Below are 26,627 nucleotides of genomic sequence, written 5' to 3'. Positions count from 1 at the left end.
AGGGACGCCGATTGCAGCACAGCGTCAATCTGCTGTAAACCGGATCTTTCCCATGCTTGCATAGAAGCCTTAACTTTGGATAATGCCCGTTTCCCGAACATTCTCACAAGCAGACAACTCTTTTATGAAAAACGACGTCATTTCACCGGAATTTGATGAAAACGGTCGCCCGCTGCGCCGTATTCGCAGCTTTGTCCGCCGTCAGGGTCGCCTGACCAAAGGGCAGCAACATGCGCTGGACAACTACTGGCCGGTGATGGGCGTTGAGTTCAGCGAGCAGCCTCTGGACTTTACCGAGCTGTTTGGTCGCGACGCGCCGGTAACACTGGAGATTGGCTTCGGTATGGGGTCTTCACTGGTTACCATGGCCCACGCGCGCCCGGAGCAAAATTTCATCGGCATTGAGGTGCACTCACCAGGCGTAGGCGCATGTCTGGCAACGGCTCATGAAGAGGGCGTTGAGAACCTGCGCGTTATGTGTCACGACGCGGTTGAAGTGCTGCACAAAATGATTCCTGACAATTCTTTGACCATGGTTCAGCTCTTTTTCCCTGACCCGTGGCACAAAGCACGGCATAATAAACGCCGTATCGTTCAGGCGCCGTTTGCTGAGCTGGTAAAAAGTAAGCTGAAATTGGGCGGTGTCTTCCATATGGCGACCGACTGGGAACCTTATGCGGAACATATGCTGGAAGTCATGTCGTCTCTGGACGGGTATAAAAACCAGTCTGCAAGCAACGACTATGTACCGCGTCCGGATTCACGTCCGGTGACAAAATTTGAACAGCGTGGCCATCGTCTTGGTCACGGCGTATGGGACTTAATGTTCGAGAGGGTGAAATAATGGCAAAGAATCGTAGCCGTCGTCTGCGTAAAAAAATGCACATCGAAGAATTCCAGGAAGTGGGCTTCTCCGTTGCGTGGCGTTTCCCGGAAGGCACCAGCGTAGACCAGATCGATCAGGACGTAGATGCGTTCATTAATGAAGTGATCGAGCCAAACAAGCTGGCCTTTGATGGTAGCGGTTACCTGGCATGGGAAGGTCTGATCTGCACCCAGGAAGTCGGTAAATGCACCGAAGAACATCAGGCGCTTGTACGCAAATGGCTTGAAGACCACAAACTGGAAGATGTCCGCGTCAGCGAACTTTTTGATGTTTGGTGGGACTAATTAAGCAGTAAGGGGCCAGCATTAGCTGGCCCATTTTGTCTGAGGGAGTGTTTAAGATGCGCAAAACGTTGCTGGCTGTTGCCTTAATGGCAACCGGATTCACCGCTCATGCGGAGTATAAATGTAGCGTCACCCCGCGTGATGACGTGGTGTTAAGCCCGCAAACCGTGCAGGTCAAAGGCGAGAACGGTCATCTGGTAATTACGCCGGACGGGAACGTCACATTTAACGGTAAACAGTACAACCTGACCCCCGCTCAGCGTGAGCAGGCGAAAGACTACCAGGCCGATTTGCGTACCGCGCTGCCGTGGATTGATGAAGGTGCCCTGACGCGCGTAGAGAAGAGCCGCGTCGCGCTGGATAAGATCATCACCAAAGAGGTGGGCGAGAGCAGTAACATGCGCACCCGCCTGACGAAGCTCGACAAACAGCTGAAAGAGCAGATGAACCGCATTATTGAGCATCGCTCCGACGGCCTGACGTTCCATTACAAGGCAATCGATCAGGTTCGTGCCGACGGTCAGCAGCTGGTGAACCAGGCAATGGGTGGCATCCTGCAGGACAGCATTAACGAGATGGGGGCTAAAGCGGTGCTGAAAGGCGGCGGTAACCCACTGCAGGGCGTGCTCGGTAGCCTGGGTGGGCTGCAGACTTCGATTCAGAACGAGTGGAAGAACCAGGAAGACGATTTCCAGCAGTTCGGCAAAGACGTCTGTAAGCGCGTGGTGTCGCTGGAAGATAGCCGTAAGGCGCTGGTGGGGACGCTGAAGTAATTTCCCCTCACCCTAACCCTCTCCCCAAAGGGGCGAGGGGATGGTTTGCTCCCTCTCCTTTTTAGAGAGAGGGCCGGGGTAAGGGTTGCAGTGTTTCAAGGATCTTTTCTAACACCGCTTCTTCGTTATTCCAGAGTTCGTTGTTCCAAAATCGAATGACATACCAGCCTTTCTCGTTAAGCCAGCACGTTCTTTGACGATCGTATTCCTTTTTCATCATTTTGCCCGCCATCCAGTTCAATAGCCAGATGAGCCGCACAGCAGGCGAAATCCAGAATGTAGTGATCTACAGGATGTTGTCGACGAAATTTATAATTTTCGAAACGGCGGCTGCGCAGTAGATACCAAAGCCGTCTTTCTTCTTTTGTCAGCTCCCGTCTGAGCTGTTTTGCATAAGTTCGAGTAATATCCATCCCCACACTCTGCCAGCCTTTCCCTCAGCCGGCAGAATGGGGTGCAAAATCCTGAATCAGCCTTCAGGAATCTTCTGCGAGGAACAACTCAAGCAGGGAGTTTAAAAACAGTTTGCCGTGCTCGGTGATCTGCCAGTAATCCTCACACTCGGTGAGATATCCCTGCGCCAGCGCCTCGTCAATCTGCGGACGAATCGTGGCTTCCGGCAATCCGGTATAACGCGCAAACTCCGCACGTGGTGCGGGTTCCAGCAAGCGGAAGCGGTTCATAAAGAACTCAAACGGTTTATCCGCCGCCTCAACATCATGCTGACGTTCAAGGTAGCGGCCTTCCATGTAACCACGCGGATGACGCGTTTTGGCGGTACGCAGGATGCGCCCGTCAGGGAAGGTCACTTTACCGTGTGCGCCACAGCCAATCCCCAGATAATCACCAAAGCGCCAGTAGTTCAGGTTGTGCTGACACTGGTAACCCGGCTTCGCGTATGCGGAGGTTTCGTATTGCTGATAACCTGCCGCGGTCAAAAGCTGATGACCTTGCTCAAAGATATCCCACAGGGCGTCATCATCCGGCAGCACCGGCGGACGGGAACCAAACAGCGTGTTTGGCTCAATAGTCAGCTGATACCATGAGAGATGCGGTGGGTTAAGCGCGATCGCCTGACGCAGATCGTCCAGCGCTTCCTCCAGCGACTGGTCCGGCAGACCGTGCATCAAATCCAGGTTAAAGCTGCGCAGACCTAAGCCAGTGGCCAGGTTTGCCGCGCGCTTTGCCTCTTCCGGGCCGTGAATGCGTCCCAGACGTTTCAGCTTCGGCTCGCTAAAGCTCTGGACACCGATCGAGATGCGGTTCACGCCTGCACGTTGATAATCGACAAAACGGTCGGCTTCAACGGTGCCGGGGTTGGCTTCCATTGTTATTTCAGCATCCGCGGCCAGGTTCAGGCGCGCACGCACGCCGTCCAGCAGCGTTTGCATCGCCGGGCCAGAAAGCAGGCTCGGCGTACCGCCACCAATGAAAATGGTCTTAACTTCACGTCCCTGTGCGTAAGGTACATCGGCATCCAGGTCGGCCAGCAGATGCGCAACGTAGTCATCATGCGGCACTTCACCTTTCAGCGCGTGCGAGTTGAAATCGCAGTACGGGCATTTCTGCACGCACCACGGGATGTGAATATAAAGACTCAGAGGCGGCAAATTAGCCATTACGCAGTGCTTCCAGTAACAGTTTCAGGGCGCGTCCACGGTGGGAAATCGCGCTTTTCTCTTCGCGGGACAGTTCCGCAGCGGTTTTGCCCTCAGACGGGACAAAGAAAATCGGGTCGTAGCCAAAGCCACCACTGCCTGCCGCTTCACGGGTAATCACACCCGGCCAGCTGCCGTGGCAGACGACTGGCGTAGGGTCTTCGGCATGACGCAGATAGACCAGTACGCAGTGGAACTGAGCCTGGCGTTTATCATCTGGCACGTCTTTCAGCGCGACAAGCAGCTTTTCCAGATTCTGCTGGTCGGTGGCATCGACGCCTGAATAGCGTGCGGAGTAGATACCCGGCGCACCGCCAAGGGCATCTACCGCCAGACCGGAGTCGTCGGCAATCGCGGGCAAACCGGTAATCTGTGCGGCATGGCGCGCTTTCAGGATCGCGTTTTCGATAAACGTCAGCCCTGTCTCTTCGGCGGAATCCACACCCAGTTCGGTCTGTGCAACAACATCCAGTCCAAAATCATTTAATAGCGAGGCCAGCTCGCGCACTTTACCGGCGTTACCGGTAGCGAGAACAACTTTCTGCATGGTTTAATCCTGCTCTGTCAGCGCCGCGACTTCCGTCGGGATAGATTGCGGGTTGAGAATTTTTACCTGTTTATGCCGCCCAAGTTCACCTTTCTCGATGATTACCTGGCTTTTGGCGACACGAAACTGTTTTGCCAGATATTTGGTCAGATGCGCATTCGCCTGGCCATCAACCGGTGGGGCAGTGATGGCGACTTTTAGCTCGTCGCCATGCAGTCCAACAATACTGTCACGGCTGGCTTTCGGCTGAATATACAGCCGTAAAACCAGCCCGTCAGCGCAAGTGCTCACTGCACTCATAGCGCCATCCACAGCCCCGGCAGCAGCATATCGCCCGTGGACTGTAACAGCTCAGCGATCCCCATATTCACGACGTACAGCAGCAGAACCAGGATCATCGGAGAGAAATCGATGCCGCCCATCGACGGAAGCAGGTTACGGATTGGACGCAGCAGCGGCTCAGCCAGCTGAATTAACGCGTACTCCACCGGGCTACGGCCCTGGCTTACCCAGCTCATGATCGCCATGACCAGCAGCACCCAGAAGATCAGCAGACCGACGGTTTTTATCAGGATCAGTACGGCGGCAATCCAGATTATCGGCTGGAAGGTGATAACCATAAACAGCACAATCGCTTTGATAACGCTCAGAATAAACGCGACCAGCAGAGAAGCACTGTCAATGGGGCCCATCGCCGGAATGACGCGACGCAGCGGTCCTACGATAGGTTGCGTGATTTTCACGACAAACTGCGAGAACGGATTGTAAAAATCACAGCGGGCCCACTGCATCCAGACGCGCAGTAACAGCGCCATCGTATACAGCTCAATGACCGTTGAAAGCAGGAAAGTCAACGTCTTCATGGCGTTCCTCAGGTTTCCTTATTATTGGGTGTAATCGCGCGCACCGAAAATTGCCGTGCCGATGCGCACCATAGTGCTGCCTGCCGCGATGGCGGCTTCCATATCATCCGACATGCCCAGAGAAAGCGTGTCTACCGTTTGATAGCGCGCTTTAAGCGCCTCAAATGCTACAGCCATTTGCTGTGCCACGGCAAACTGCCTTTCATAACTTGACTCCGGTGCCGGGATGGCCATCAACCCGCGCAGGGTTAAGCGCGGCAGTGCCGCGACGTCTGCTGCCAGCGCATCCAGTTCTTCCAGCGCAATACCGGACTTGCTGTTTTCGTCACTGATGTTGACCTGAATCAGCACATTCAGCGGCGGTAACGCTTCAGGGCGCTGGTCGTTCAGGCGCGAAGCAATACGCAAACGGTCAATGGTATGGCACCAGTCGAAATGTTCAGCGACCAGACGGCTTTTGTTCGACTGCAAGGGGCCAATAAAGTGCCATTGCAGATCCGTCTTCCCCTGTTCCTGGAAGAAGCGAATTTTATCCACGCCCTCCTGCACGTAGTTTTCACCAAACGCATGCTGACCCGCCTCAATCGCATCTGCGATGGCGCTCGCAGGCTTGGTTTTACTCACTGCAAGTAACGTAATTTCTTCTGAAGCACGGCCGCAACGTGTTGCTGCAGCTGAGATTTTGTCCCGGACCTGTGCCAGGTTGTGCGCAATGTCGTTCATTTTCCGAGGAGTATTGTATGGATGTGGAAGAAATTGTGGCCCTTAGTGTAAAGCATAATGTCTCCGATCTACACCTGTGCAGTGATTCGCCACCGCGCTGGCGCAGATCAGGTCGTCTTGAACCCGCGCCGTTTCCGCCTCCCGAAGTCGATACGCTATTAAAAGCGTGGCTTAACGACGAACAGCAGGGAACGTGGTGGGCGAACGGGCAGGTGGATTTTGCCGTCACCCTGGCGGGCAATCAGCGCCTGCGCGGAAGCGCGTTTAAACAGACAAGCGGCGTCTCTATGACGCTGCGGCTGTTGCCCGGGGTCTGCCCGCAACTCTCCGCGTTGGGGGTGCCCCGGGTTGTTCCTGAGCTGTTATCCAGTGACAACGGGTTGATCCTGGTCACCGGGGCAACCGGCAGCGGTAAGTCCACTACGCTGGCAGCGATGGTAGATTTTCTTAATCACCATACTGACGGGCATATTCTGACGCTCGAAGACCCGGTGGAGTTTCTGTACCAGAGCGAACGTTGCCTGATCCAGCAGCGCGAGATTGGCCAACACAGCCCGTCATTTGCCGACGCGCTGCGCGGGGCGTTACGCCAGGATCCTGATGTCATACTGCTGGGTGAGCTGCGCGACAGTGAAACAATCCGCCTCGCGCTGACGGCGGCAGAAACCGGACATCTGGTGCTCGCGACACTGCATACTCGCGGGGCAGCGCAGGCGATTGAGCGGCTGGTTGATACGTTTCCGGCGCAGGAGAAAGATCCGGTGCGTAATCAGCTGGCCGGCAGCCTGCGGGCGGTGCTGGCGCAAAAGCTCCTCCCCGATGCGCAGGGCGGGCGCGTGGCGCTTTATGAGCTGCTGGTGAATACTCCGGCGGCGGCGAATCTCATTCGCGAAGGAAAAACGTGGCAATTGCCCGGTATTATTCAAACCGGCCAGCAGGCGGGGATGCAGAACTTTGACCAGAGCCTGGCTGAAAGACGGGCGCAGGGGCAACTCCAGGCCCCGGCGCTCAATAACCCTGTTCGAAATAGCTTTCGAGAATGATGACAGCGGACGCGGAGTCAACGCTGCCTTTGTTGAGAGCCCTGAAGCCGCCGTGTTCAAAAAGACCTGCACGTGCTTCAACGGTGCTCAGACGCTCGTCGTGGAGCTTCACGGAGACGCCAAAGCGGCCATGGATTTTATTGGCGAACTTCCGCGCTCGGGCGGTAAGCGGTTGTTCAGTGCCATCCATGTTCAGCGGTAACCCAACGATGACGTCATCCGGCTGCCACTCTTTTAGCAGGCGCTCGATGAGGTTCCAGTCCGGTGTGCCGTCACTGGCCTTCAGGGCCGTGAGCGGGCGTGCGGTACCCGTGATTCGCTGACCCACGGCGACGCCTATGCTTTTGGTGCCAAAATCGAAGGCCAGAAGTGTTCCGCTCATCAGGCATGCCCCGCTACGCCAGGCATAGTCAGGATATCAATGCCGATCAGTTTTGCGGCGTCACGCCAGCGATCGGCAATAGGGGTTTTAAACAGAATGTTCATGTCCGCAGGCGCGGTCAGCCAGGCGTTATCGAGGATCTCTTGCTCAAGCTGGCCTTTCTCCCAGGAGGAGTAGCCCAGGGCCACCAGCACTTCCGACGGCTGCTCAGCGGTACCCAGCGTTTCGAGCACGTCGCGAGAGGTCGTAATGACGGTGTTGTCAGAGATGCGAATACTGGAAGAGAAGACCGGCGGCGTATGCAGGATAAAACCGCGATCCTCTGCGAGTGGCCCGCCCAGCATCACCGGTTTATCAAGCCTGATTTCCGGCAGACGCTCTTCAGCCGAAATTTTCAGCTTGTCCAGAATCCCTTCAACCTGCAGGTTTTCCAGCGGTTTGTTGATGATAATGCCCATCGCGCCGTCTTCATTGTATTCACAAATATAAACCACGGCGCGGCGAAAAATCGGATCCTGGAGAGCAGGCATGGCAATAAGAAAGTGATGCTGTAAATTCATTGTCAGAGGTACTGTTTCCTGGTTTAAAAAGCGACAGCCCCAGTATGCGGACAAACCGGGGTGCTGTCACTAATAGTATTGAAAGGTTATTTCTGTAAACGTTTCTCGATGGCGTCCATCAGCATTCCGGTGATCGAAATCGGGAATTCCGCTTCGATTTCACGAATACAGGTTGGGCTGGTCACGTTCACTTCGGTCAGGCGATCGCCGATGATATCCAGGCCGACAAAAATCAGGCCCTTGGCTTTCAGTGTCGGGCCAACGCGGCGGGCAATTTCCCAGTCGCTTTCACTTAACGGGCGCGGCTCACCGCGGCCACCGGCCGCCAGGTTACCGCGGGTTTCGCCGCCCTGCGGGATACGCGCGAGGCAATACGGCACCGGTTCACCATCCACCACCAGAACGCGTTTATCGCCATCTTTAATGGCCGGGAGGTAGTTTTGTGCCATGCAGTAACGCGTGCCCAGCTCGGTCAGCGTTTCGGCAATCACCCCAATATTCGGGTCGCTCTCTTTCACGCGGAAAATAGATGCGCCACCCATGCCGTCCAGCGGTTTCATGATGATGTCGCCGTGTTTCTGCCAGAACGCTTTCAGCTGTGCCTTGTTGCGGGTCACCAGCGTTTCAGGCGTCAGGTCAGAGAACCATGCGGTATAGAGCTTCTCGTTACAGTCGCGCAGGCTTTGCGGTTTGTTGACGATCAGCGTTCCTTTCTCTTCCGCGCGCTCAAGGATATAGGTGCAGTAAATGTATTCGGTGTCGAACGGAGGATCTTTACGCATCAGAATGACATTGAGGTCGGCAAGGGCAATATCCTGCTCGGTGCCGAATTCATACCATTTGTCGTAATTCTGCTCGACGTTAACGATGCGGGTGCGTGCGCGGGCTTCACCGTTGATCAGGTAAAGATCGTTCATCTCCATGTAGTGGAGTTCATAGCCGCGACGCTGCGCTTCCAGCAGCATCGCGAAGCTGGAATCTTTCTTGATGTTAATGTTTGCGATGGGATCCATCACGATGCCGAGCTTGATCATTTTCATCTCCGTTAAAAGCCTGAGGGCTCAGGCTTAGCGTTAACCCAGATCGCCAAAACGCACCTGTAGCGCGGTAATGGCTGTGAGTGCCGTTGTCTCAGTACGCAGAACGCGAGGTCCCAACAGAATATCAGTAAACTGGTAACGCGCCGTCATGGCAATTTCGTCAGCGGACAAGCCGCCTTCCGGACCAATCAGCAGACGAACACGTTCAACGGGTAGCGGCAGCGTATTGATGCTGGCGCTGGCGCGTGGATGGAGATTGAGCTTCAGCCCGCTTTCCTCTTCAGCACACCAGTCCTCCAGATCCATCGCCGGGCGGATCTCCGGAATACGGTTGCGGCCACTCTGTTCACAGGCAGCAATGGCAATTTTCTGCCACTGCTGGATCTTTTTATTCAGACGTTCCGCATCCAGTTTAACGCCACAGCGCTCAGAAAAAAGTGGCGTAATGAGGCTTACACCCAGTTCAATGGATTTCTGGATGGTGAATTCCATCTTTTCTCCGCGCGACATCACCTGTCCCAGGTGTATGTGCAGCGGAGATTCACGGTCATCCACTTCGCCGCGCAATATCGTTACATGCACGCTTTTTTTATCAGCACGCGTAATTTCCGCGTCGAAAACCTGATTAGAACCATCAAACAGCTGAATAGCTTGTCCTGCTCCCATGCGCAGTACGCGACCAACATGGTTGGCGGCATCGTCAGAGAGGGCAATTTCGCGGCCGACGGTAATCAGCTCAGGGTGGTAGATGCGAGGAATGCGCATAGTCAGAAATTCCATATGTCATGCGGTGTAAGCGAATTGCCGCTAGTGTAGGTTAGCTCTTTTGCGCCTGGCAAGCCCGCTGGACGTAAGGGTTGTGATTACCCTGAACTTTCGCGATGCGCGCGTCACGCTGGCATTCCCATTCCGTCACCGGATATTGCTTGTCCCATGCGTTGAACAGCTGCGTCTGCTGGCGGGAAAGGTTGAGGTCGTAACGGTCACGCATATAGAAATAGGTGCGGGCGATACTGCCGCGCGCGCGGGCCGGGGGCTCAGCGACTTTCTCTTTAAAATCAACCTTCATGCCGCACTGGCCGTACTGACCCTCTCCGCCGTTCCACTGGCTGTACATAAAGTTGCCGCGATCGCCATTCACCTCGCCAACCGCGGGTTGCAGGTTGTGCATATCGCTTTCCATCTGGCGATAGACCGGATCTTTGGCGCAATTTTTACGACCGCCATCCTGCCAGCACTGACGCTGGTGACCAAACTGCCATGCCGGCACCACGTGTTCCCACTCGATGCGGCTGGCGCGGTTTTCATTCTTACGCACTTTATAGCCGCAGGATTCGAGATCAACGATCCCTTTTTTACCCTGCCAGTTAATCTTACAGCCGCAATAAAAATCACCGGGAACATCCGCGTTGACCTTCACGCCCGCCGCTTTTGCCTGGGAGAAACTGTTAATACCGTCGGCCAGAGCCTGGCCGGAGAGTGCTGTCGCCAGAAAAGCGACCGCGAGAGAAAAATTACGGGACATCTTACACTCCGTGTCAAAACGAGCCCGCAACGTAACGAATGTTGTTCCTGTATGCAATCAGTCAGATCAGGAAAGTTCCTGAAAGTTCAGTTGGTTATTCCGCGACCAGCGGTTCACCACATTTGACGCAACGGTAGGTGGCCTCGCCGCGCACCACGCGATTATGACGGCGAACGGTAAGCTGATGCTGCTGACACTGGCAGCGGTAGGGGAAGGTATTGCGGCGTACCGACTCAAGTTCAAACTGATGGGTTCTGCGTGCCGGAACGCCCAGCACGGCTTCCATCATCCACTTCCACTCTTTGCCGTGGGGTGCCACGCGGCCAAAGTGTTTCCATACCAGCAGGTGCGCCAGCTCGTGCGGCACCACTTCCTCAATAAACGCCTGCTGATTTTCCAGCATCAGCACCGGGTTCAGACGGATCTCATAGGATTCGAGCCACGCCGTACCCGCCGCCGTGCCACGCTGTTGGTAGACGAGTTTCGGCTCAGGGTAATTCCGGCCGAGTTTCAGGTTGGCCTGGGCGAGTTTTTCCCGCAGGCTGCGCATAACGGCTTGCTGAAGGGCGATGGGGAGACGGGGTGCTTTCATAGGGGCAGAGCATAAAGCGCGAAGCGGGGAGGTGCAAGAGGCACCTCCCGCCAGAGAATTAGTCGTGTGCGCCAATCTCGCGCAGTGGACGACCTTTCATCAGGTTACGTTCAATATGTTCCAGTGACACGTGTTTGGTTTCAGGAACCAGCCACAGCGTCAGAACAATAAAGAAGATGTTCAGGCCGGAGTAGACCCAGAAGGTGTTCGCGTTGCCCAGCGTATTGAGCATGGTCAGGAACGTCGCACCGACAATCATGTTGGCAATCCAGTTGGTCGCGGTGGAGCAGGTGATACCGAAATCACGCCCTTTCAGCGGCTGGATTTCAGAGCACAGCACCCAAATCAGCGGACCGGCGCTCATCGCAAACCCGACGATAAACATCAGCAACATCCCCACAGCGAAATACTGGGCGGTTGGAGAGTGAATCCCCACGTGCATCATCGTGCCGAGAACCCCCATACCGGCGGCCATCACCAGGAAGCCCAGCGTCAGGGTTGGCTTACGGCCCCAGCGGTCCACCAGACCGATAGCGATAAAGGTCGCCAGAACGTTGGTCAGCCCAACGATGACGGTCCCCCACATCTGCTCGGTGGTATTGGTATACCCCGCCAGTTCAAAGATTTTTGGTGCGTAGTACATGATGACGTTCATCCCGGTGAACTGCTGCATTACCTGCAGGAGCACGCCCAGGAATACCGCACGACGGAAGTTGCTGTTCTCTTTAAACAGCGCCCAGCCTGACTGTTTTACCTTCAGGCTCTCGCGGATCTCTTCCAGTTCGTTTTTGGCTTCCGCGCTGGTATCGCGCAGTCGCAGCAGCACGCGCTCGGCATCGACGAAACGACGCTTCGCTGCAAACCAGCGTGGGCTGTCCGGCAGGAAGAAAACGCCAATCAGCAGCAGAATGGCAGGGATAATGATCACGCCAAGCATCCAGCGCCATGCGCCGCTGTAGCTGAACGCGGTATCGGAAAGGTAAGCTCCGAGGATGCCGATGGTGATCATCAACTGGTACATCGAAATCATACTGCCACGGATTTTCTCGGGTGCGATTTCAGAGAGATAGAGTGGGGCGGTATACGATGCCACACCCACGGCCAGACCAAGCAGCACGCGAGAAAGCAGCAATACCTCAACGTTTGGAGCCGCTGCTGAGAAGAGCGAACCTGCAACAAACAGGATTGCACCGATCATCAGGCTCTTTTTGCGGCCCAGCCTGAAAGAGAGCCAGCCGCTGCCCACGGCACCCACGGCCGCACCAAACATCATGGAACTTACTACCCACTCCTGGGTGTGAGCGCTTATCTGGAACTCTTCAGTGATAAAGGGTAACGCACCGGCAATCACGCCAATGTCCAGGCCAAAAAGTAATCCTGCCAGGGCGGCGAGGAAGCAGACGAAAAATGTCATCGCCTTATTGGACGTACGCCCCTGTTTTTTATTGTCAGGCATTATGCCCTCCAGTTGGGTTATCAGTTTTATCGATGTTAAGGGTAAGTGAGCAACCCGTATAAATATGTGAGATAAATCACATTGATGTAATCGGTTACACTGGTGTGCAACCGTAAATAAAATTAAAGCTTTGAAAATATAGAGGTAAATTAGTTGATGTGCATCGCGTTTGAATGAATTTCAGACTTAACTGAAAGGAAATGTAACAGCATAAGACATGCGATCATGCAAAGAGATTATTCTGAAAGCGAGGTATATCGGGTGGGGTGTAATCGGTTTCACGCAAAGCGCAATGTCAGGCTCTCTGGCTGACAAAAGCAAAAGGCCAGCACGGGGCTGGCCTTTTTAACATTCGCTGTCAGTCGATTATTTCAGACCGGCAGCTTCACGTAGCAGAGCGGCTTTGTCGGTTTTTTCCCATGGGAAATGTTCACGACCAAAGTGACCGTATGCAGCGGTTTCTTTGTAGATTGGGTGCAGCAGATCCAGCATCTGAATCAGACCGTATGGGCGCAGGTCGAAGAACTCGCGCACCAGCAGCGTCAGTTGCTCGGATGGCACTTTCTCGGTACCAAAGGTTTCAACCATGATGGAGGTCGGTTCAGCCACGCCGATAGCGTAGGAAACCTGAATCTCACAGCGGTCAGCCAGGCCAGCAGCAACGATGTTTTTCGCAACATAACGCGCAGCGTACGCAGCAGAACGGTCAACTTTAGACGGGTCTTTACCGGAGAAGGCACCGCCACCGTGACGCGCCATGCCGCCGTAGGTATCAACGATGATTTTACGGCCGGTCAGACCGCAGTCACCCATTGGGCCGCCGATAACAAAGCGTCCGGTTGGGTTGATGAAGTATTTGGTTGCGGAGCTCAGCCATTCAGTTGGCAGAACCGGCTTGATGATCTCTTCCATCACTGCTTCCTGCAGGGATTTCTGGTCGATCTCTTCGGAATGCTGAGTAGACAGAACGACCGCGTCAATACCGACGATTTTGCCGTCGTCGTACTGGAAGGTCACCTGGCTTTTCGCATCAGGACGCAGCCATGGCAGAGTGCCATTCTTGCGCACTTCAGCCTGACGCTGCACCAGACGGTGTGCGTAGGTCACGGGCGCTGGCATCAGCACGTCAGTTTCGTTGGTTGCATAACCAAACATCAGGCCCTGGTCGCCCGCGCCCTGTTCCAGCGGATCGGCACGGTCAACGCCCTGGTTGATGTCCGGAGACTGTTTGCCAATTGCGCTCAGTACCGCACAAGAGTTGGCATCAAAGCCCATATCAGAATGGACATAACCGATCTCACGAACCGTGTTACGGGTGATCTCTTCGATATCCACCCATGCGCTGGTGGTGATCTCACCGCCAACCAGAACCATGCCGGTTTTGACGTAGGTTTCACACGCGACGCGCGCTTTTGGATCCTGCGTCAGGATCGCATCAAGCACCGCATCGGAGATTTGGTCAGCAATTTTATCTGGATGTCCTTCTGATACGGACTCGGACGTAAACAGGTGTTTTGCCATGTTTTATTTCACCTAAAAGGAATTTGTTTAGCTCAAGCTGCTGTGTGGAATAGCCAAAGGAGATAATTCTACCAAGGCCTGCAGGTTAATGACACTGGCAGTCTGAGTGTTAATCAGTATGGATGGATTAACATCTGGATGGCTATTTTAGGTCAGTTCTTCGCCCGATTTCCAGTTTTTTTTGACTAACCTCTCACTGAGTTGAATTCGCTGCTGGAAATTTTTCCTGACGGCGCTGGCAACCCGCGCATTTATCTTTTGCAATTTACCCCTGTTCTCGGTATAAAACGCGGCGCGCGGCTCATACCAATAAGCGCTCGATGAACTCATCGTGTCGCCACTTCCAGCCGGGTTAAGCAGTGAACTTTTAGCTTTGGCTTGTGGTCCGTTTCAGCAGGAGCGGCCGTGGAGGTGATACGAGATAATGAACCAGTGTTTTCCGCTAATTCAGCGCAGCCGTTCTGGCGCGTATTTGATTCCCGCAACCCGCATTTCTAATCTGCAAACCTGCCGATGTTATACCCATCTCGGGGCTTCTCAGGATTCCAGGGCCGGTCACGCTTTGTGAAAACTGAACAAGGGCGCTCTTGTTAAGACAAGAGTTTTCTCGTGGTTTCGCCGAACGTTGTCATAATTAAGTTCGGACACGTGTTTACAATGATATGAATATGAAACCGGTCGCACGGTCTGGTTTTCAGCATAGTCTGCTGGGAAATGGATCCGTTTATGGGTTGTTATCGCCGTATAACGCTGCGATAGTAGTCAACTGTTTTACACTTAATACAAAGAGTTGAGGTTCGCTATGTCTGACGACATGTCTTCGCTTTCGCCTTCGTCAGCGGGCGAACAGGGTGTACTACGTTCCATGCAGGAGGTTGCGATGAGCTCCCAGGAAGCCAGCAAGATGCTGCGCACTTACAATATTGCCTGGTGGGGCAATAACTACTACGACGTCAACGAACTGGGCCATATCAGCGTTTGCCCGGATCCTGACGTTCCTGAAGCGCGCGTGGATCTCGCCAAACTGGTGAAAGCACGCGAGGCGCAGGGCCAGCGTTTGCCTGCACTGTTCTGCTTCCCGCAGATCCTGCAACATCGTCTGCGTTCCATTAACGCCGCGTTTAAACGCGCGCGTGAATCTTACGGCTATAAAGGCGATTACTTCCTGGTTTACCCTATCAAGGTGAACCAGCACCGCCGCGTGATTGAATCATTGATCCACTCCGGTGAACCGCTGGGCCTGGAAGCGGGTTCCAAAGCGGAGCTGATGGCCGTGCTGGCACATGCTGGCATGACCCGTTCGGTGATCGTCTGTAACGGTTATAAAGACCGTGAATACATTCGTCTGGCGCTGATTGGCGAAAAGATGGGCCACAAAGTCTATCTGGTTATCGAGAAGATGACAGAGATCGCTATCGTGCTGGAAGAGGCAGAGCGTCTGAACGTTATCCCGCGTCTGGGCGTGCGTGCGCGTCTGGCGTCGCAGGGTTCCGGTAAATGGCAGTCCTCAGGCGGCGAAAAATCCAAATTTGGTCTCGCGGCGACCCAGGTTCTGCAGCTGGTTGAGATTCTGCGTGAGCGTGGTCGTCTGGACAGCATTCAGCTGTTGCACTTCCACCTCGGCTCGCAGATGGCCAACATTCGCGACATCGCCACCGGCGTACGCGAATCAGCACGTTTTTACGTTGAGCTGCACAAGCTTGGCGTAAACATTCAGTGCTTCGACGTGGGCGGTGGTCTGGGCGTGGATTATGAAGGTACCCGCTCGCAGTCCGACTGTTCCGTGAACTACGGCCTGAACGAATATGCCAATAACATCATCTGGGCGATTGGCGATGCCTGTGAAGAGCACGGCCTGCCGCACCCAACTGTGATCACCGAGTCTGGTCGCGCGGTTACCGCACACCACACCGTGCTGGTATCGAACATTATCGGCGTTGAGCGCAGTGAAATTTCCGAGGTAACCCCGCCGGCTGAGGACGCGCCTCGTGCGCTGCAAAGCATGTGGGAGACCTGGCAGGAGATGCACGAGCCGGGTACCCGCCGTTCGCTGCGCGAGTGGCTGCACGACAGCCAGATGGACCTGCATGATATTCATGTGGGGTATTCATCGGGCACGTTCAGCCTGCAGGAACGCGCATGGGCAGAGCAGCTTTATCTGAACATGTGCCACGACGTACAGCAGCAGCTGGACCCGAGCAACCGTGCCCACCGTCCGATTATTGACGAACTGCAGGAGCGCATGGCGGACAAAATGTACGTCAACTTCTCGCTGTTCCAGTCGATGCCGGATGCCTGGGGTATCGATCAGCTGTTCCCGGTTCTGCCGCTGGAAGGGCTGAACCACGCCCCGGAACGTCGTGCGGTGCTGCTGGACATCACCTGCGACTCCGACGGTGCTATCGATCACTACGTCGACGGCGACGGTATCGCGACCACGATGCCTATGCCAGAGTACGATCCGGAGAACCCGCCGATGCTGGGCTTCTTCATGGTTGGTGCCTATCAGGAGATCCTCGGCAACATGCATAACCTGTTCGGTGATACCGAAGCGGTTGACGTGTTTGTCTTCCCTGACGGCAGCGTGGAAGTTGAGCTGTCCGACGAGGGGGACACCGTGGCGGATATGCTCGAATACGTTCAGCTGGATCCGAAAAAGCTGCTGACCCAGTTCCGTGACCAGGTGAAAAATACCGGTCTGGACGATGCGCTGCAGCAGCAGTTCCTGGAAGAGTTTGAAGCGGGTCTTTACGGATACACCTATCTGGAAGACGAGTAAGTAAACCTGCCTCTCTCTGTTGGAGAGGGGCGGCGTGAGGGCAAGGGGCAGTACCCTCGCCTATACTCACTTGAACCCGTATGAATTAGCGGCGATAATTCGCCCCAATAAGCGATTTACAAATCAATCCCTTCCTCGTCGGGTTTAACGACGCGGAGGGGATTTTTTTTCATCTGTTTTTAATGTATCGACTTTAAAGAGGTCAGGACATGAGCACTTTAGGCCATCAGTACGATAACTCTCTGGTATCTAACGCGTTTGGTTTTTTACGTCTCCCGATGAACTTCCAGCCGTACGACAGTGACGCTGACTGGGTGATCACCGGCGTGCCGTTTGATATGGCCACGTCAGGCCGTGCTGGTGGCCGTCATGGTCCGGCAGCTATTCGTCAGGTCTCCACTAACCTGGCCTGGGAGCACAACCGCTTCCCGTGGAACTTCGACATGCGCGAGCGCCTGAACGTGGTTGACTGCGGTGACCTGGTGTACGCCTTTGGCGACGCGCGCGAGATGAGTGAAAAACTGCAGGCCCATGCCGAAAAACTGCTGGCTGCCGGTAAACGCATGCTCTCCTTCGGGGGTGACCACTTCGTCACGCTGCCGCTGCTGCGTGCTCACGCGAAGCACTTCGGTAAGATGGCGCTGGTGCATTTTGATGCCCATACCGACACCTACGCGAACGGCTGTGAATTCGACCATGGCACCATGTTCTTCACCGCGCCAAACGAAGGTCTGATCGATCCAAACCACTCTGTGCAGATTGGTATTCGTACCGAGTTTGATAAAGATAATGGCTTCACCGTGCTGGATGCCGGCCAGGTGAACGATCGCGGCGTGGATGACATCATCGCTCAGGTAAAACAGATTGTCGGCGATATGCCGGTTTACCTGACCTTCGATATCGACTGCCTGGATCCGGCGTTTGCCCCGGGCACCGGCACGCCGGTGATCGGCGGCCTGACCTCTGACCGCGCCATCAAACTGGTGCGCGGCCTGAAGGATCTGAACATCGTGGGTATGGACGTGGTGGAAGTGGCTCCGGCTTACGACCAGTCAGAGATCACTGCTCTGGCAGCGGCCACCCTCGCGCTGGAAATGCTCTACATCCAGGCCGCGAAAAAAGGCGAATAAGCCTTACGCCCGGATTGCTGCTGCGCGACGCATGCGCAGCAGCAACATGCCTCCTGCCAGCAGGGTGATAACCTGCGAGACGACCAGCACCGAAAACCCTGAGCTGACTGAACCCACCGATTTCATCACCATCCCCATCAGCAGCGGAATAAACGCCGCGCAAATATTCCCAATCCCGTTGATGATCCCGTAGGCACTGCCAACGGCTTCCCGCGCCGCATGATGCTGGATAACCGCCGGAATGGCGGCCCCCTGAAGTCCCCAGAAAATATTGGCAGAGAGCATAAACAGCGCCAGCCAGCCGGGCTGGTGGCTCAGCATCAGCATGACGACGGAACTCGCCGTTAAGATCCCGCCCACCACAAACAGCAGCGGTGCCTGGTCCGGGCGCATTTTATCGAGCAGCACACCGCCCAGAAACTTTGAGCCAAGACTCAGCAGGAAGGGGATAGCCGCGAGAAAGCCGGTCGCGTGCAGGGAGAAGTGGTGTTCATCGCGCAGCCAGGCCGGAAGCCAGGCGCTGCTGCCCCAGAGATAACTCAGCGTGGCGATTTCAACCAGCAGGATCCAGCCCAGAAGCGGCGTCTGCCAGGCAAGCGTAAAGGTCTGTACAAACCCGGACGTTCGGCGCTTTTCCGAATGTTGAGGGGCCGGCAGGAAACGCCAGATTAACCCCCCACCCAGCGCCAGATTGATCGCCGCGAGGGCATAAAATGAGCCCGCCCAGCCAAGGTGTGCCATCAGCCAGGTGATCAGCGGAAAGCCTACTGCCAGCCCCAGTGAAACGCCCAGCGCGGTAACGGCGTTGGGCTTGCCAATCTCCCCGGCGCTAAAGTTATCGCTGATAAAGCGTGTTTTCAGTGAAAAGAGTGGGCCTTCGGCAATGCCCAAAATCAGGCGGGCGATGAGCATGCCCATCAGCGACCCCAGCAGTGGCGAGATGGCGCAAACCACGGCCCATATCGCAATGCTGGTTAACAATCCCTGTCGATAATGTAATTTGCTTTCGATAACTGGGGTCAATAGTAAAGCGGAAAAACCATAACCCAGCAAAAAGCAGGTCATGAGCATTCCCTGTAACATTCTGTTTTCATTTAGCTGAAAATGTTCGGCAAATTCAGGGTTTAAAATCATCACCGAGATATTTACTCGGTCAACGTAGGAAATAATAATGAGCACCAGAAGTGCCACCGTGCCTTGCCATCTTGCCGTCATTTAACCCGCCTTAATCGTGCTGTCTGTTTATATTTTTTATGAACGTTATTGTCACGTAACTAAAATGATTCACCTGTGAAACTCTTTGTTTTAATGAGATAAATTAAATAAAAGTTTCACAGGTGAAACGCCATAGGTATGCGCGTATATAATTTTTAAGGAATAAAAAGAAAAGAAGTCAATCTCTATTCTAAAAAATAAAACATCATCAAAAAAATGTATTCATTCACGCCTTAATAATGAAAATTTCATATCGCTGCATTTTTTCGTGATCGCTTGCACACTTAGCTAATTAAACCTCGACTGATTAACAAATTCGTCACATTCGCGCTTGACGAAACATTCATCGCTTTTATATTGACCGTATTAAATAAGAAACAGAGTTTCATATATGAAACAAAAGCCTGGAGGATCGTGATGAGCTGGATAGGCGTATGTGACGCAGAACAAGTACAGGAAGATTTCCCTTTTAGCGGTAACGTCGAGGGCAAAGAGATCGGCGTTTATTTGATTGATGGCGAATATTACGCGCTGGAAGACGTATGCCCGCACGCTTACGCGCTGCTGAGTCAGGGTTTCGTCGAGGACGGTAAAGTGGAATGTCCGCTGCATGAGGCGGTTTTCGATGTCAAAACCGGCCAGTGCCTGCACGGCCCCGGCGGACGTAACCTCAATCGTTACCCGGTTCGGGTATTTGAAAACCAGATCCAGATTACCTTCGTCGAGGAGACAGTGGCATGAGCGAAAGTCTGAACTTCAACCCGGCGCTGCCGGAAAGCCGTCAGTTTACCCCTCCGGCTGAGGGCGGTAACGGCGCCATCCATAAGCCCGGTGATTACCAGAACCTGATCTGGCAGACCCGCAGCCGCGTACCGGAAAACTGGGAAATCACGCTTATTTCCACGCTGGAAGACCTTTTCGAACAGGGGGCTGAAACCGTGCCGGAACTGGTCAACGGGCTGAACGCGGTACGTATGCACGATCAGCAGGGCGAGCCATGGAGCGATGCCAGCTTCCAGGCTTTCTTACAGGTTAACGGCTACTGAGGGCAATGCGATGACGACTACCGTACAAAACTATCTTGATAAAGGTCTGCGCGGCCTCTGGTACCCGGTGCTGGCCAGTTGGGAAGTTCAGTCTGCGCCCGTGGGGATCACCCGTCTGGGCGAACAGATTGTGGTCTGGCGCAACAAAGATGGCCAGGTGCAGGCGCTGGAAGATCGCTGTCCGCACCGTGGCGCGCGTCTGTCGATGGGCTGGAATCTGGGCGATCGTATCGCCTGCTGGTATCACGGCGTGGAAGTTGCGGGCAACGGCGAAGTGAAGGATGTGCCTGCAGTGGACAAATGTCCGCTGGTCGGCCAGCAGTGTGTGCGCAGCTACAACGTGCAGGAAGTGCACGGGGCCATCTTCCTTTGGTTTGGCGTTACCGCCGATCAGCAACCCGACGAACTGAGCTTCCCGGACGAACTGGCTGACACCGACGCCTACAGCAATTTCCTCTGCACCGCCGCGTGGAAATGCAATTACCAGTACGCACTGGAAAACGTGATGGACCCGATGCACGGCACCTATCTGCACTCTTCGTCGCACTCCATGGCGGAAGGGGATCGCAAAGCGGATATGGTTCTGCAGCCAACGAAAACCGGGTTTATCTTCGAGAAAAAAGGCCAGAGCGGCGTCAACTTCGACTGGGTTGAGCTGGGCAACAGCGGCACCTACTGGATGCGTTTGTCCATTCCTTATAAGAAGCGTTTCGGGCCGGGCGGTCACTTCTTCATTGTTGGCATGGTGGTGCCGGAAGATAACGATAACTGCCGCGTCTTCTTCTGGCGTATCCGCCGCGTGCAGGGCTGGCAGCGCGATATGTGGCGTTTTATGTACCGTAACCGTCTGGAAAAACTGCACTGGGAAGTTCTTGAGCAGGACCGCGTGGTGCTGGAGAGCATGGCGCCAGATGCACGGGAACACGAATACCTTTACCAGCATGATGTGGGCCTTTCGCGCCTGCGCCGCATGATGCAAAAAGCGGCGAAAGAGCAGCTGGCGGCGCGTGAAGCTCAGCAGGGAGCCGCCTGATGAATGGGCTGCTGAACGGGAAACGCATCGTGGTGACCGGTGCCGCGCGTGGGCTGGGCTTTCATTTCGCGAAAGCCTGCGCAGAGCAGGGCGCGGCGGTGGTGATGTGCGACATCCTTCAGGGCGAACTGGCTGAAAGCGCGCATGGCTTAAGTGAGAAGGGCTATGCGATTGAATCACACGTTATCGATCTGGCCGATCCGCTCTCCATTTCGCGGGTGTTCAGCGCTATTGGCGAACAGGGACCGATCGACGGTCTGGTCAATAACGCGGCGATGGCGACCGGGGTCGGCGGTAAGGACATGCTTGATTACGATCCGGATCTGTGGGACCGGGTGATGAGCGTTAACGTCAAAGGCACCTGGCTGGTTACCCGGGATGCGGTACCGCTGCTGCGCGAAGGGGCAGCCATTGTCAATGTGGCTTCCGATACCGCGCTGTGGGGCGCGCCGCGTCTGATGGCCTACGTGGCCAGCAAGGGCGCCGTGATTGCCATGACCCGTTCAATGGCACGTGAGCTGGGTGAAAAACGCATTCGTATTAACGCCATCGCCCCGGGCTTAACCCGCGTCGAAGCGACGGAATATGTTCCTGCAGAGCGGCATCAGCTTTACGAAAACGGCCGGGCGCTCACCGGGGCGCAGCAGCCGGAAGACGTCACCGGCAGCGTGGTCTGGCTGTTAAGCGATCTGTCGCGGTTTATCACCGGCCAGCTGATTCCGGTCAACGGCGGTTTTGTCTTTAACTGAGGTAAAGCAAATATGGCAAGCGATCACGAAGTGAAGTACCTGGTGCCCGGGCTGGAGCGAGGCTTACAGCTGCTGCTGGCCTTTGGCGAGCAGCACCGTGAACTGACCTTTGCCGAGCTGCACAGGCTGGTCGATATGCCGAAAGCCACCGCCTACCGCGTGGTACAAACGCTGGAATACATGGGTTTTCTGGAGCGCAACACGCGAACCAATACCTTCTCGCTTGGCATGAACGTCCTGCGTCTGGGCTTTGAATACATCGCCTCACTGGATGTGGCGCAGGTCGGTCAGCCGGTCATCGAGCAGCTGCGTGACGTCAGCCAGTGCAGCAGTCATCTGGCGATCCGCGACGGGCGCGACATCATCTATATCGCCCGCGTCAGCGCCGCCGGTTCTCGCATCAATCAGGTGAGCATTGGTACCCGTTTGCCGGTGCACTGCACGTCGCTGGGGCGCATGCTGCTGACCGATATTTCGCGAGCCGATTTCGAACAGCTGTTCCCGCACGAGCGTCTGCCGGGCAACACGCCGGGCCAGATCCACGACCGTGAAGCGTTGTGGCAGATGGTGCAGCAGGACAAAGCACGCGGCTATGTGATCGGCGAATCCTTCTTCCGTCATGGCATCTCCTCCATCGTTTATCCGGTGTATGACCGCAGCGGAAGGGTGGCGGCCGTGGTGAGCATTCTGGTGCCTTCGGAGGAGATCCCGCAGACCGATCGCGAGCGCCTGCAAAACGATGTCCGCATGGCGGCGGATAAAATTTCTGGCTTCTTAGGGTATTTGTCACAGGCCAGTTAAATCATCAGGTTAACGCCAGGCGCTTCATTGCGTCGGGCATGTTTTACGCCCAATCTGGGCCAGACGAGGCAACGAACGATGTGTATAACCGGAATTGAAAAGCTGGAATTTGGCGTCGAGAACCTGACGCACTGCGCCAAATTTATGCGTGATTTTGGCCTGACGGGCGATGCCAGCGGCCAGCGTTTTACTACCCTGAGCGGCGCGCGCGTGGAGCTTAATCCTGTCGACAGCCCTGACCTGCCGCCAGCGTTTGAAGCAGGAAATACGTTGCGCCGGATGACCTGGGCAGTCGCCACCCGGGACGATCTGGAGGCGCTGCGCCCGAAGCTTGAGAAGCAGCCCGGTTTTCGTGAGGTGGGCGACGCGCTGGAGTGCCGCGATCCGAACGGCATGACCCTGCGCGTACAGGTCAGCCATCAGGTCCCGGTGGAGCTGAACGTCGAGCCGATTAACCAGTGGGGCGATGCCCGCCGTATCGACACGCCAAGCCCGGTCTACGATCGCGCCCAGCCTATTAACGTGGGCCACGTGGTGTTCTTCGTGGAGGAGCTGGCGGCGGTGGAGACGTTCTACCGTGAGGTGCTTGGGTTCCAGGTGTCTGACCGCTACATCAACCGTGCGGTGTTCCTGCGCTGTGGCGTGCGCGGCGGGCATCACAACCTGTTCCTTCTTCAGCTGCCTCACCGTAAGCGGGGTCTGAACCACGTTGCCTTTACCGTACGCGACATTCACGAGGTGATTGGTGGTGGGATAGCGATGAACAAAAACGCCTGGAGCACCTTTATTGGCCCGGGGCGTCATCCGGTCTCCTCGGCCTATTTCTGGTACGTCAACAGCCCAACTGGCGGGGCGTTTGAATACTACACCAACGATGATTACCTCACCGAAAACTGGCAGCCGCGCGAGCTGGAACATTCGCTGGTGTCGTTCACCGAGTGGGCGGTAGAGGGTGGGATTGACCACGACACTCGCCGTCAGCAGAAAAAGCCGGAGGCGGTATGACCTCGCGCATTGTCATTATTGGCGGCGGTCAGGCAGGTGGCTGGGCGGCGAAAACCCTGCGTGACGAAGGCTTCGACGGCGAGATTTGCGTCGTGGCGGAAGAGGCGTGGGATTTCTACGAACGCCCGCCGCTGTCCAAGGCTGCGTTACTGGAGCCGGACGCGCCGCTACCGCGTCTCTTTCCTGAAGCGGCGCAACAGGCATTGAACCTGACATGGTGCCGACCGGTGCGCGCGGAATCTCTCGATCGTCACGCGAAAACGGTGCGCTTAAGCAACGGTGAATGCCTTAGTTACAACATTCTTTTAATCGCTACCGGTGGTCGGGCGCGTCTGCCGGGCGACGCGTGGGCGGCCCACCCGCAGGTCTATACCCTGCGCCACTGGCAGGACGCACAGCGGCTGAAGGCGCGCCTGGCAGAGAGTCAAAACCTGGCGATTATCGGCGGAGGCTGGATTGGCCTGGAGATTGCGGCCTCCGCGCGTAAATGTGGCGTCGACGTGACGCTGTTTGAGCAGCAGCCCGCGCTGTGCATGCGTTCGGTGAGTGCCGAGGTATCGCAGCAGCTGGAAACACTTCACCGCGAACAGGGCGTGGATATCCGCATCGGCTGCGGAACGCTGGAGCTGGAAGATAACAATGGTCTGCCGGTCATTCACTGTGACGGCCAGCGTGAAACCTTTGATGCCGTGGTCGTCGGGATCGGTGTTGATCTCAATCTCGAGCTTGCACGCGATGCGGGTCTGCAGACTGAGCGCGGGATCGTGGTGGATGCTCAGGGGCGAACGTCGGATCCGTTTATTTTTGCTGCCGGTGATGTGGCCCAGCACCATCACTATGGGCTGTGCATTCAGTCGTGGGCCTTTGCCCAGAATCAGGCGGTTGCCACGGCAAAGGCGATGCTCAATCCCGATGCCCCCGGCTATGACGACGCGCCGTGGCTGTGGTCGGATCAATACCAGCACAACATTCAGATCCTCGGTATTCCGCAAGCCGGCTGCACAACCCTTGCCCGGGATAATGCGCTGTTTTTCTCACTGGATGAAAACGGACGGCTGACCCAGCTGGTGGCGTTCAACGATGCGCGTACCGTCAAGCTGGCGAAGCGCTGGATGGCTGCCGGAAGGGATCTGTCCGCGGTGCCGCTGGCTGACCCGACTTTTTCACTGATGTCATTGAGATAGCTAACCCGCACCCGTAGGGGGAGACATGACCACATTTGAGACTAACACCGCGCCGGTTGAGGCAAGCGGTGAGGGCACCCGCACGCCCGAAAAAGCGGTGCGCTGGGCCATCCCGCTGTCATTGCTGGCCTGCGTGCTGCTGGCATTTTTCGACAAAATCAGCATTGCGGCGCTCTTTTCCGACAGCCATTTCCAGCAGGCGATGGGCATTGATTTTGACACCACGCGCCTCGGCATTCTGATGAGCGCCTTCCTGCTGAGCTACGGCTTCTCATCGGTCTTTTTAAGCGGACTGGGGGACAAGATTGCGCCGCTTCGCCTGCTCACCGGCATGATGGTGGTGTGGTGCGTGCTGATGGTGGCCATGGGGTTTACCCATAACTACACGGTCATGATCGTCCTGCGCATTTTGCTGGGCGTGGCAGAAGGGCCGCTGTTTCCGCTGGCGTTTGCCATTGTGCGGCATAACTTCCCGCAGCATCTGCAGGCGCGAGCCACCATGTTGTGGCTGCTGGGTACCCCGGTAGGCGCGGCGATTGGTTTCCCTCTCTCTATCTGGCTGCTGAATGCCTTCGGCTGGCAGAGCACCTTCTTTGTGATGGCGATGCTCACCGTGCCGGTGCTGGTGTTCGTGCGCATCGGTCTGCGCGGGATCCATCTGGGTGCCAAACCGGCTGCGGATCGCGAATCACAGGATGAACGACGTGCCGCGCGGCGCGAGCTGTTTGTCAGCCCGCACTTCTGGATTATCTGCATCTTTAACATCGCGTTTCTCACCTACCTGTGGGGAATCAATGGCTGGCTGCCGGGTTACCTGATTAAAGGGAAAGGCATTCATCTTGAACACGCGGGCTGGCTGTCGTCGATGCCGTTTATTGCCATGCTGGCGGGTGAGGTGATTGGCGCATGGCTTTCTGACCGGGTCGATAAACGCGCGGTGGCCTGCTTTATCTCGATGGCTGGCGCGGGATTAGGCCTGACGGCGGTCATGCATCTTGATACCCCGCTGGCCGTTATCGCGGCGATGAGCTTTAGCACCTTTATGTGGGGCACCGGTGCGCCGAACATTTTCGCACTGCTGGCGAAGGCGACCCATCCCCGGGTGAGCGCGACGGCGGGCGGTATTTTCAACGGGCTGGGAAACTTTGCGGGCGCGCTGTCGCCGGCGGTGATGGGCGCGTTGATCGCCTTCACCCACAGCATGGATTCCGGGCTGATTTTTCTGGCGGTGATGGCGGCGGTGGGCTGCGTCCTGTTACTGCCGCTGCTGAGACGTTACTGAGGAGAGTGTCATGACTGATTCAACCGTAACTGCAAAACCAGGCATTAAACCTGACCATCTGACCATGGAAGAGTGGGTCGAGTCGCGCATTGCGCGCTTTGAAGGGCGTAAATATGACTGGAACGCGCTGAAGTTCCAGGCCGATTTCGATCCTAAATACCGCCGTGCGCAGATGCGCTACATCGGTACCGGGGCGACGGGCGTGGCAAGCGATACCAATACCGTGCCGGCTGAGCACTTTACCTTCTCCACCATGGTGCTGCCGTCGAAGTGCGAGGGACCATTGCATCTGCATGACGACGTGGAAGAGGTGTTCTTCATGCTTAAAGGGCAGATCACGCTGATGATCCAGGACGGCGATCACTACACCGAAACCGTGCTGCGCGAACGCGATCTGATCTCCGTTCCGCCGGGCATCTATCGCGGTCTGTTCAATCATGGTGAAGAAGAGGCGCTGATGTGCGTGATGCTCGGCACCAACAAGCCGGAAATCCCGACCTATCCGGCCGATCACCCGCTGTCGAAAGTGAAGCGGAACTAAGGGGGCGCG

The 26,627-nt window shown here is 55.8% G+C and carries 31 protein-coding genes and 1 pseudogene; 16 read left to right on the top strand and 16 right to left on the bottom strand.

Annotation, left to right across the window (positions count from 1 at the left end; genetic code table 11):
• The first annotated feature begins 124 nt into the window (after positions 1-124).
• Genes trmB through F8561_RS04225 form a run of 3 tightly spaced genes read left to right on the top strand, consistent with a single transcriptional unit; the run spans position 125 to position 1,943 of the window.
• Positions 125-844 carry a tRNA (guanosine(46)-N7)-methyltransferase TrmB gene (gene trmB / locus F8561_RS04235; protein WP_151887177.1) on the top strand — a complete coding sequence of 240 codons (720 nt, stop codon included), beginning with the start codon at positions 125-127 and terminating at the stop codon, positions 842-844.
• On the top strand, positions 844-1,170 hold the full coding sequence (locus F8561_RS04230) for a YggL family protein (protein ID WP_020883688.1): 327 nt from the start codon (positions 844-846) through the stop codon (positions 1,168-1,170). Before trmB ends, F8561_RS04230 begins: the two co-directional genes overlap by 1 nt.
• Positions 1,171-1,226: 56 nt before the next feature.
• On the top strand, positions 1,227-1,943 hold the full coding sequence (locus tag F8561_RS04225) for a DUF2884 domain-containing protein (RefSeq protein WP_020883689.1): 717 nt from the start codon (positions 1,227-1,229) through the stop codon (positions 1,941-1,943).
• 61 nt (positions 1,944-2,004) lie between these two features.
• Here the strand turns inward: F8561_RS04225 and F8561_RS04220 are convergent.
• The 6 genes and pseudogenes from F8561_RS04220 to F8561_RS04195 all read right to left on the bottom strand — a co-directional run bounded on the left by F8561_RS04220 (position 2,005) and on the right by F8561_RS04195 (position 5,734).
• A pseudogene (locus F8561_RS04220) lies at positions 2,005-2,356 on the bottom strand (endonuclease domain-containing protein).
• A 63-nt stretch (positions 2,357-2,419) separates the two neighbouring features.
• Positions 2,420-3,562, bottom strand: a complete 1,143-nt coding sequence (gene hemW / locus F8561_RS04215; RefSeq protein ID WP_014171573.1) for a radical SAM family heme chaperone HemW — start codon at positions 3,560-3,562, stop codon at positions 2,420-2,422.
• Positions 3,555-4,148, bottom strand: coding sequence for an XTP/dITP diphosphatase (locus F8561_RS04210; RefSeq protein WP_014171572.1), 594 nt, complete (start codon positions 4,146-4,148; stop codon positions 3,555-3,557). Before F8561_RS04210 ends, hemW begins: the two co-directional genes overlap by 8 nt.
• A gap of 3 nt (positions 4,149-4,151) precedes the next feature.
• Positions 4,152-4,448, bottom strand: a complete 297-nt coding sequence (gene yggU / locus F8561_RS04205; protein WP_014885193.1) for a DUF167 family protein YggU — start codon at positions 4,446-4,448, stop codon at positions 4,152-4,154.
• The gene (locus tag F8561_RS04200) at positions 4,445-5,011 is read right to left on the bottom strand and encodes a YggT family protein (RefSeq protein WP_014171570.1); all 567 of its coding nucleotides are present in this window, start codon (positions 5,009-5,011) and stop codon (positions 4,445-4,447) included. The genes yggU and F8561_RS04200 overlap by 4 nt, the downstream gene beginning before the upstream one ends.
• A 21-nt stretch (positions 5,012-5,032) precedes the next feature.
• Complete coding sequence (locus F8561_RS04195; protein ID WP_044865459.1) at positions 5,033-5,734, bottom strand: YggS family pyridoxal phosphate-dependent enzyme; 702 nt, start codon at positions 5,732-5,734, stop codon at positions 5,033-5,035.
• 17 nt (positions 5,735-5,751) lie between these two features.
• On the opposite strand from F8561_RS04195, the gene F8561_RS04190 reads away from it, so the two are divergent.
• Positions 5,752-6,777, top strand: a complete 1,026-nt coding sequence (locus F8561_RS04190) for a type IV pilus twitching motility protein PilT (RefSeq protein ID WP_032678947.1) — start codon at positions 5,752-5,754, stop codon at positions 6,775-6,777.
• On the opposite strand, the gene ruvX is transcribed toward F8561_RS04190, so the two are convergent.
• The 9 genes from ruvX to F8561_RS04145 form a co-directional block, all read right to left on the bottom strand.
• A complete protein-coding gene (gene ruvX, locus F8561_RS04185) occupies positions 6,743-7,159 on the bottom strand; it encodes a Holliday junction resolvase RuvX (protein ID WP_014171567.1) in 417 nt (138 codons plus the stop codon). The genes F8561_RS04190 and ruvX overlap by 35 nt on opposite strands.
• The gene (locus tag F8561_RS04180; protein ID WP_020883695.1) at positions 7,159-7,719 is read right to left on the bottom strand and encodes a YqgE/AlgH family protein; all 561 of its coding nucleotides are present in this window, start codon (positions 7,717-7,719) and stop codon (positions 7,159-7,161) included. Before F8561_RS04180 ends, ruvX begins: the two co-directional genes overlap by 1 nt.
• Before the next feature lie 86 nt (positions 7,720-7,805).
• Positions 7,806-8,753 (bottom strand): glutathione synthase, encoded by a 948-nt coding sequence (gene gshB, locus F8561_RS04175; RefSeq protein ID WP_020883696.1) that lies wholly within the window; start codon positions 8,751-8,753, stop codon positions 7,806-7,808.
• A 39-nt stretch (positions 8,754-8,792) separates the two neighbouring features.
• On the bottom strand, positions 8,793-9,524 hold the full coding sequence (rsmE, locus tag F8561_RS04170; RefSeq protein ID WP_020883697.1) for a 16S rRNA (uracil(1498)-N(3))-methyltransferase: 732 nt from the start codon (positions 9,522-9,524) through the stop codon (positions 8,793-8,795).
• Positions 9,525-9,576: 52 nt separating this feature from the next.
• Positions 9,577-10,284: a deoxyribonuclease I gene (gene endA / locus F8561_RS04165; RefSeq protein ID WP_020883698.1), complete on the bottom strand. Its 708-nt coding sequence runs from the start codon at positions 10,282-10,284 to the stop codon at positions 9,577-9,579.
• A 94-nt stretch (positions 10,285-10,378) separates the two neighbouring features.
• Positions 10,379-10,876: a SprT family zinc-dependent metalloprotease gene (locus F8561_RS04160; protein ID WP_032670169.1), complete on the bottom strand. Its 498-nt coding sequence runs from the start codon at positions 10,874-10,876 to the stop codon at positions 10,379-10,381.
• 58 nt (positions 10,877-10,934) lie between these two features.
• Positions 10,935-12,332 (bottom strand): galactose/proton symporter, encoded by a 1,398-nt coding sequence (gene galP, locus F8561_RS04155; RefSeq protein ID WP_014171560.1) that lies wholly within the window; start codon positions 12,330-12,332, stop codon positions 10,935-10,937.
• Between the two features lie 366 nt (positions 12,333-12,698).
• Positions 12,699-13,853, bottom strand: coding sequence for a methionine adenosyltransferase (gene metK, locus F8561_RS04150; protein WP_014171559.1), 1,155 nt, complete (start codon positions 13,851-13,853; stop codon positions 12,699-12,701).
• 147 nt (positions 13,854-14,000) lie between these two features.
• A complete protein-coding gene (locus F8561_RS04145; protein ID WP_025203262.1) occupies positions 14,001-14,183 on the bottom strand; it encodes a hypothetical protein in 183 nt (60 codons plus the stop codon).
• 332 nt (positions 14,184-14,515) lie between these two features.
• Here F8561_RS04145 and yqgB point away from each other — a divergent pair, with 332 nt between their 5' ends.
• The 3 genes from yqgB (at position 14,516) to speB (ending at position 17,762) form a co-directional block, all read left to right on the top strand.
• Positions 14,516-14,647 (top strand): acid stress response protein YqgB, encoded by a 132-nt coding sequence (gene yqgB, locus F8561_RS04140; protein WP_071605459.1) that lies wholly within the window; start codon positions 14,516-14,518, stop codon positions 14,645-14,647.
• Positions 14,648-14,655: 8 nt separating this feature from the next.
• Positions 14,656-16,632: a biosynthetic arginine decarboxylase gene (gene speA / locus F8561_RS04135; RefSeq protein ID WP_020883700.1), complete on the top strand. Its 1,977-nt coding sequence runs from the start codon at positions 14,656-14,658 to the stop codon at positions 16,630-16,632.
• Positions 16,633-16,841: 209 nt separating this feature from the next.
• The gene (gene speB / locus F8561_RS04130; protein WP_014071686.1) at positions 16,842-17,762 is read left to right on the top strand and encodes an agmatinase; all 921 of its coding nucleotides are present in this window, start codon (positions 16,842-16,844) and stop codon (positions 17,760-17,762) included.
• Between the two features lie 3 nt (positions 17,763-17,765).
• On the opposite strand, the gene F8561_RS04125 is transcribed toward speB, so the two are convergent.
• Positions 17,766-18,977 carry an MFS transporter gene (locus tag F8561_RS04125; RefSeq protein WP_025203263.1) on the bottom strand — a complete coding sequence of 404 codons (1,212 nt, stop codon included), beginning with the start codon at positions 18,975-18,977 and terminating at the stop codon, positions 17,766-17,768.
• Between the two features lie 417 nt (positions 18,978-19,394).
• Here F8561_RS04125 and F8561_RS04120 point away from each other — a divergent pair, with 417 nt between their 5' ends.
• From F8561_RS04120 to F8561_RS04080, 9 genes are all read left to right on the top strand, one after another.
• Positions 19,395-19,718 carry a Rieske (2Fe-2S) protein gene (locus tag F8561_RS04120; RefSeq protein ID WP_013098654.1) on the top strand — a complete coding sequence of 108 codons (324 nt, stop codon included), beginning with the start codon at positions 19,395-19,397 and terminating at the stop codon, positions 19,716-19,718.
• Positions 19,715-20,023, top strand: a complete 309-nt coding sequence (locus F8561_RS04115; protein ID WP_014171555.1) for a recombinase-like helix-turn-helix domain-containing protein — start codon at positions 19,715-19,717, stop codon at positions 20,021-20,023. Before F8561_RS04120 ends, F8561_RS04115 begins: the two co-directional genes overlap by 4 nt.
• Before the next feature lie 10 nt (positions 20,024-20,033).
• Positions 20,034-21,056 (top strand): aromatic ring-hydroxylating oxygenase subunit alpha, encoded by a 1,023-nt coding sequence (locus F8561_RS04110; protein ID WP_020883703.1) that lies wholly within the window; start codon positions 20,034-20,036, stop codon positions 21,054-21,056.
• The gene (locus F8561_RS04105; protein ID WP_020883704.1) at positions 21,056-21,805 is read left to right on the top strand and encodes an SDR family oxidoreductase; all 750 of its coding nucleotides are present in this window, start codon (positions 21,056-21,058) and stop codon (positions 21,803-21,805) included. The genes F8561_RS04110 and F8561_RS04105 overlap by 1 nt, the downstream gene beginning before the upstream one ends.
• Positions 21,806-21,817: 12 nt before the next feature.
• Entirely contained in the window at positions 21,818-22,606 is a 789-nt protein-coding gene (locus tag F8561_RS04100) for an IclR family transcriptional regulator (RefSeq protein ID WP_020883705.1), read from the top strand.
• Positions 22,607-22,684: 78 nt separating this feature from the next.
• Positions 22,685-23,611 carry a VOC family protein gene (locus F8561_RS04095; protein ID WP_025203264.1) on the top strand — a complete coding sequence of 309 codons (927 nt, stop codon included), beginning with the start codon at positions 22,685-22,687 and terminating at the stop codon, positions 23,609-23,611.
• Positions 23,608-24,795 carry an NAD(P)/FAD-dependent oxidoreductase gene (locus tag F8561_RS04090; protein WP_151887176.1) on the top strand — a complete coding sequence of 396 codons (1,188 nt, stop codon included), beginning with the start codon at positions 23,608-23,610 and terminating at the stop codon, positions 24,793-24,795. Before F8561_RS04095 ends, F8561_RS04090 begins: the two co-directional genes overlap by 4 nt.
• 25 nt (positions 24,796-24,820) lie before the next feature.
• On the top strand, positions 24,821-26,077 hold the full coding sequence (locus F8561_RS04085) for an MFS transporter (RefSeq protein WP_032680325.1): 1,257 nt from the start codon (positions 24,821-24,823) through the stop codon (positions 26,075-26,077).
• Positions 26,078-26,087: 10 nt separating this feature from the next.
• Positions 26,088-26,618: a cupin domain-containing protein gene (locus F8561_RS04080; RefSeq protein ID WP_014171547.1), complete on the top strand. Its 531-nt coding sequence runs from the start codon at positions 26,088-26,090 to the stop codon at positions 26,616-26,618.
• Positions 26,619-26,627: the final 9 nt, after the last annotated feature.

The sequence above is a fragment of the Enterobacter sp. 198 genome (assembly GCF_009025585.1).
Taxonomy (GTDB): domain Bacteria; phylum Pseudomonadota; class Gammaproteobacteria; order Enterobacterales; family Enterobacteriaceae; genus Enterobacter; species Enterobacter ludwigii.
The sequence above is the reverse complement of the archived record's forward strand: the minus strand, read 5'-3'. Positions and strand labels throughout refer to the sequence as shown.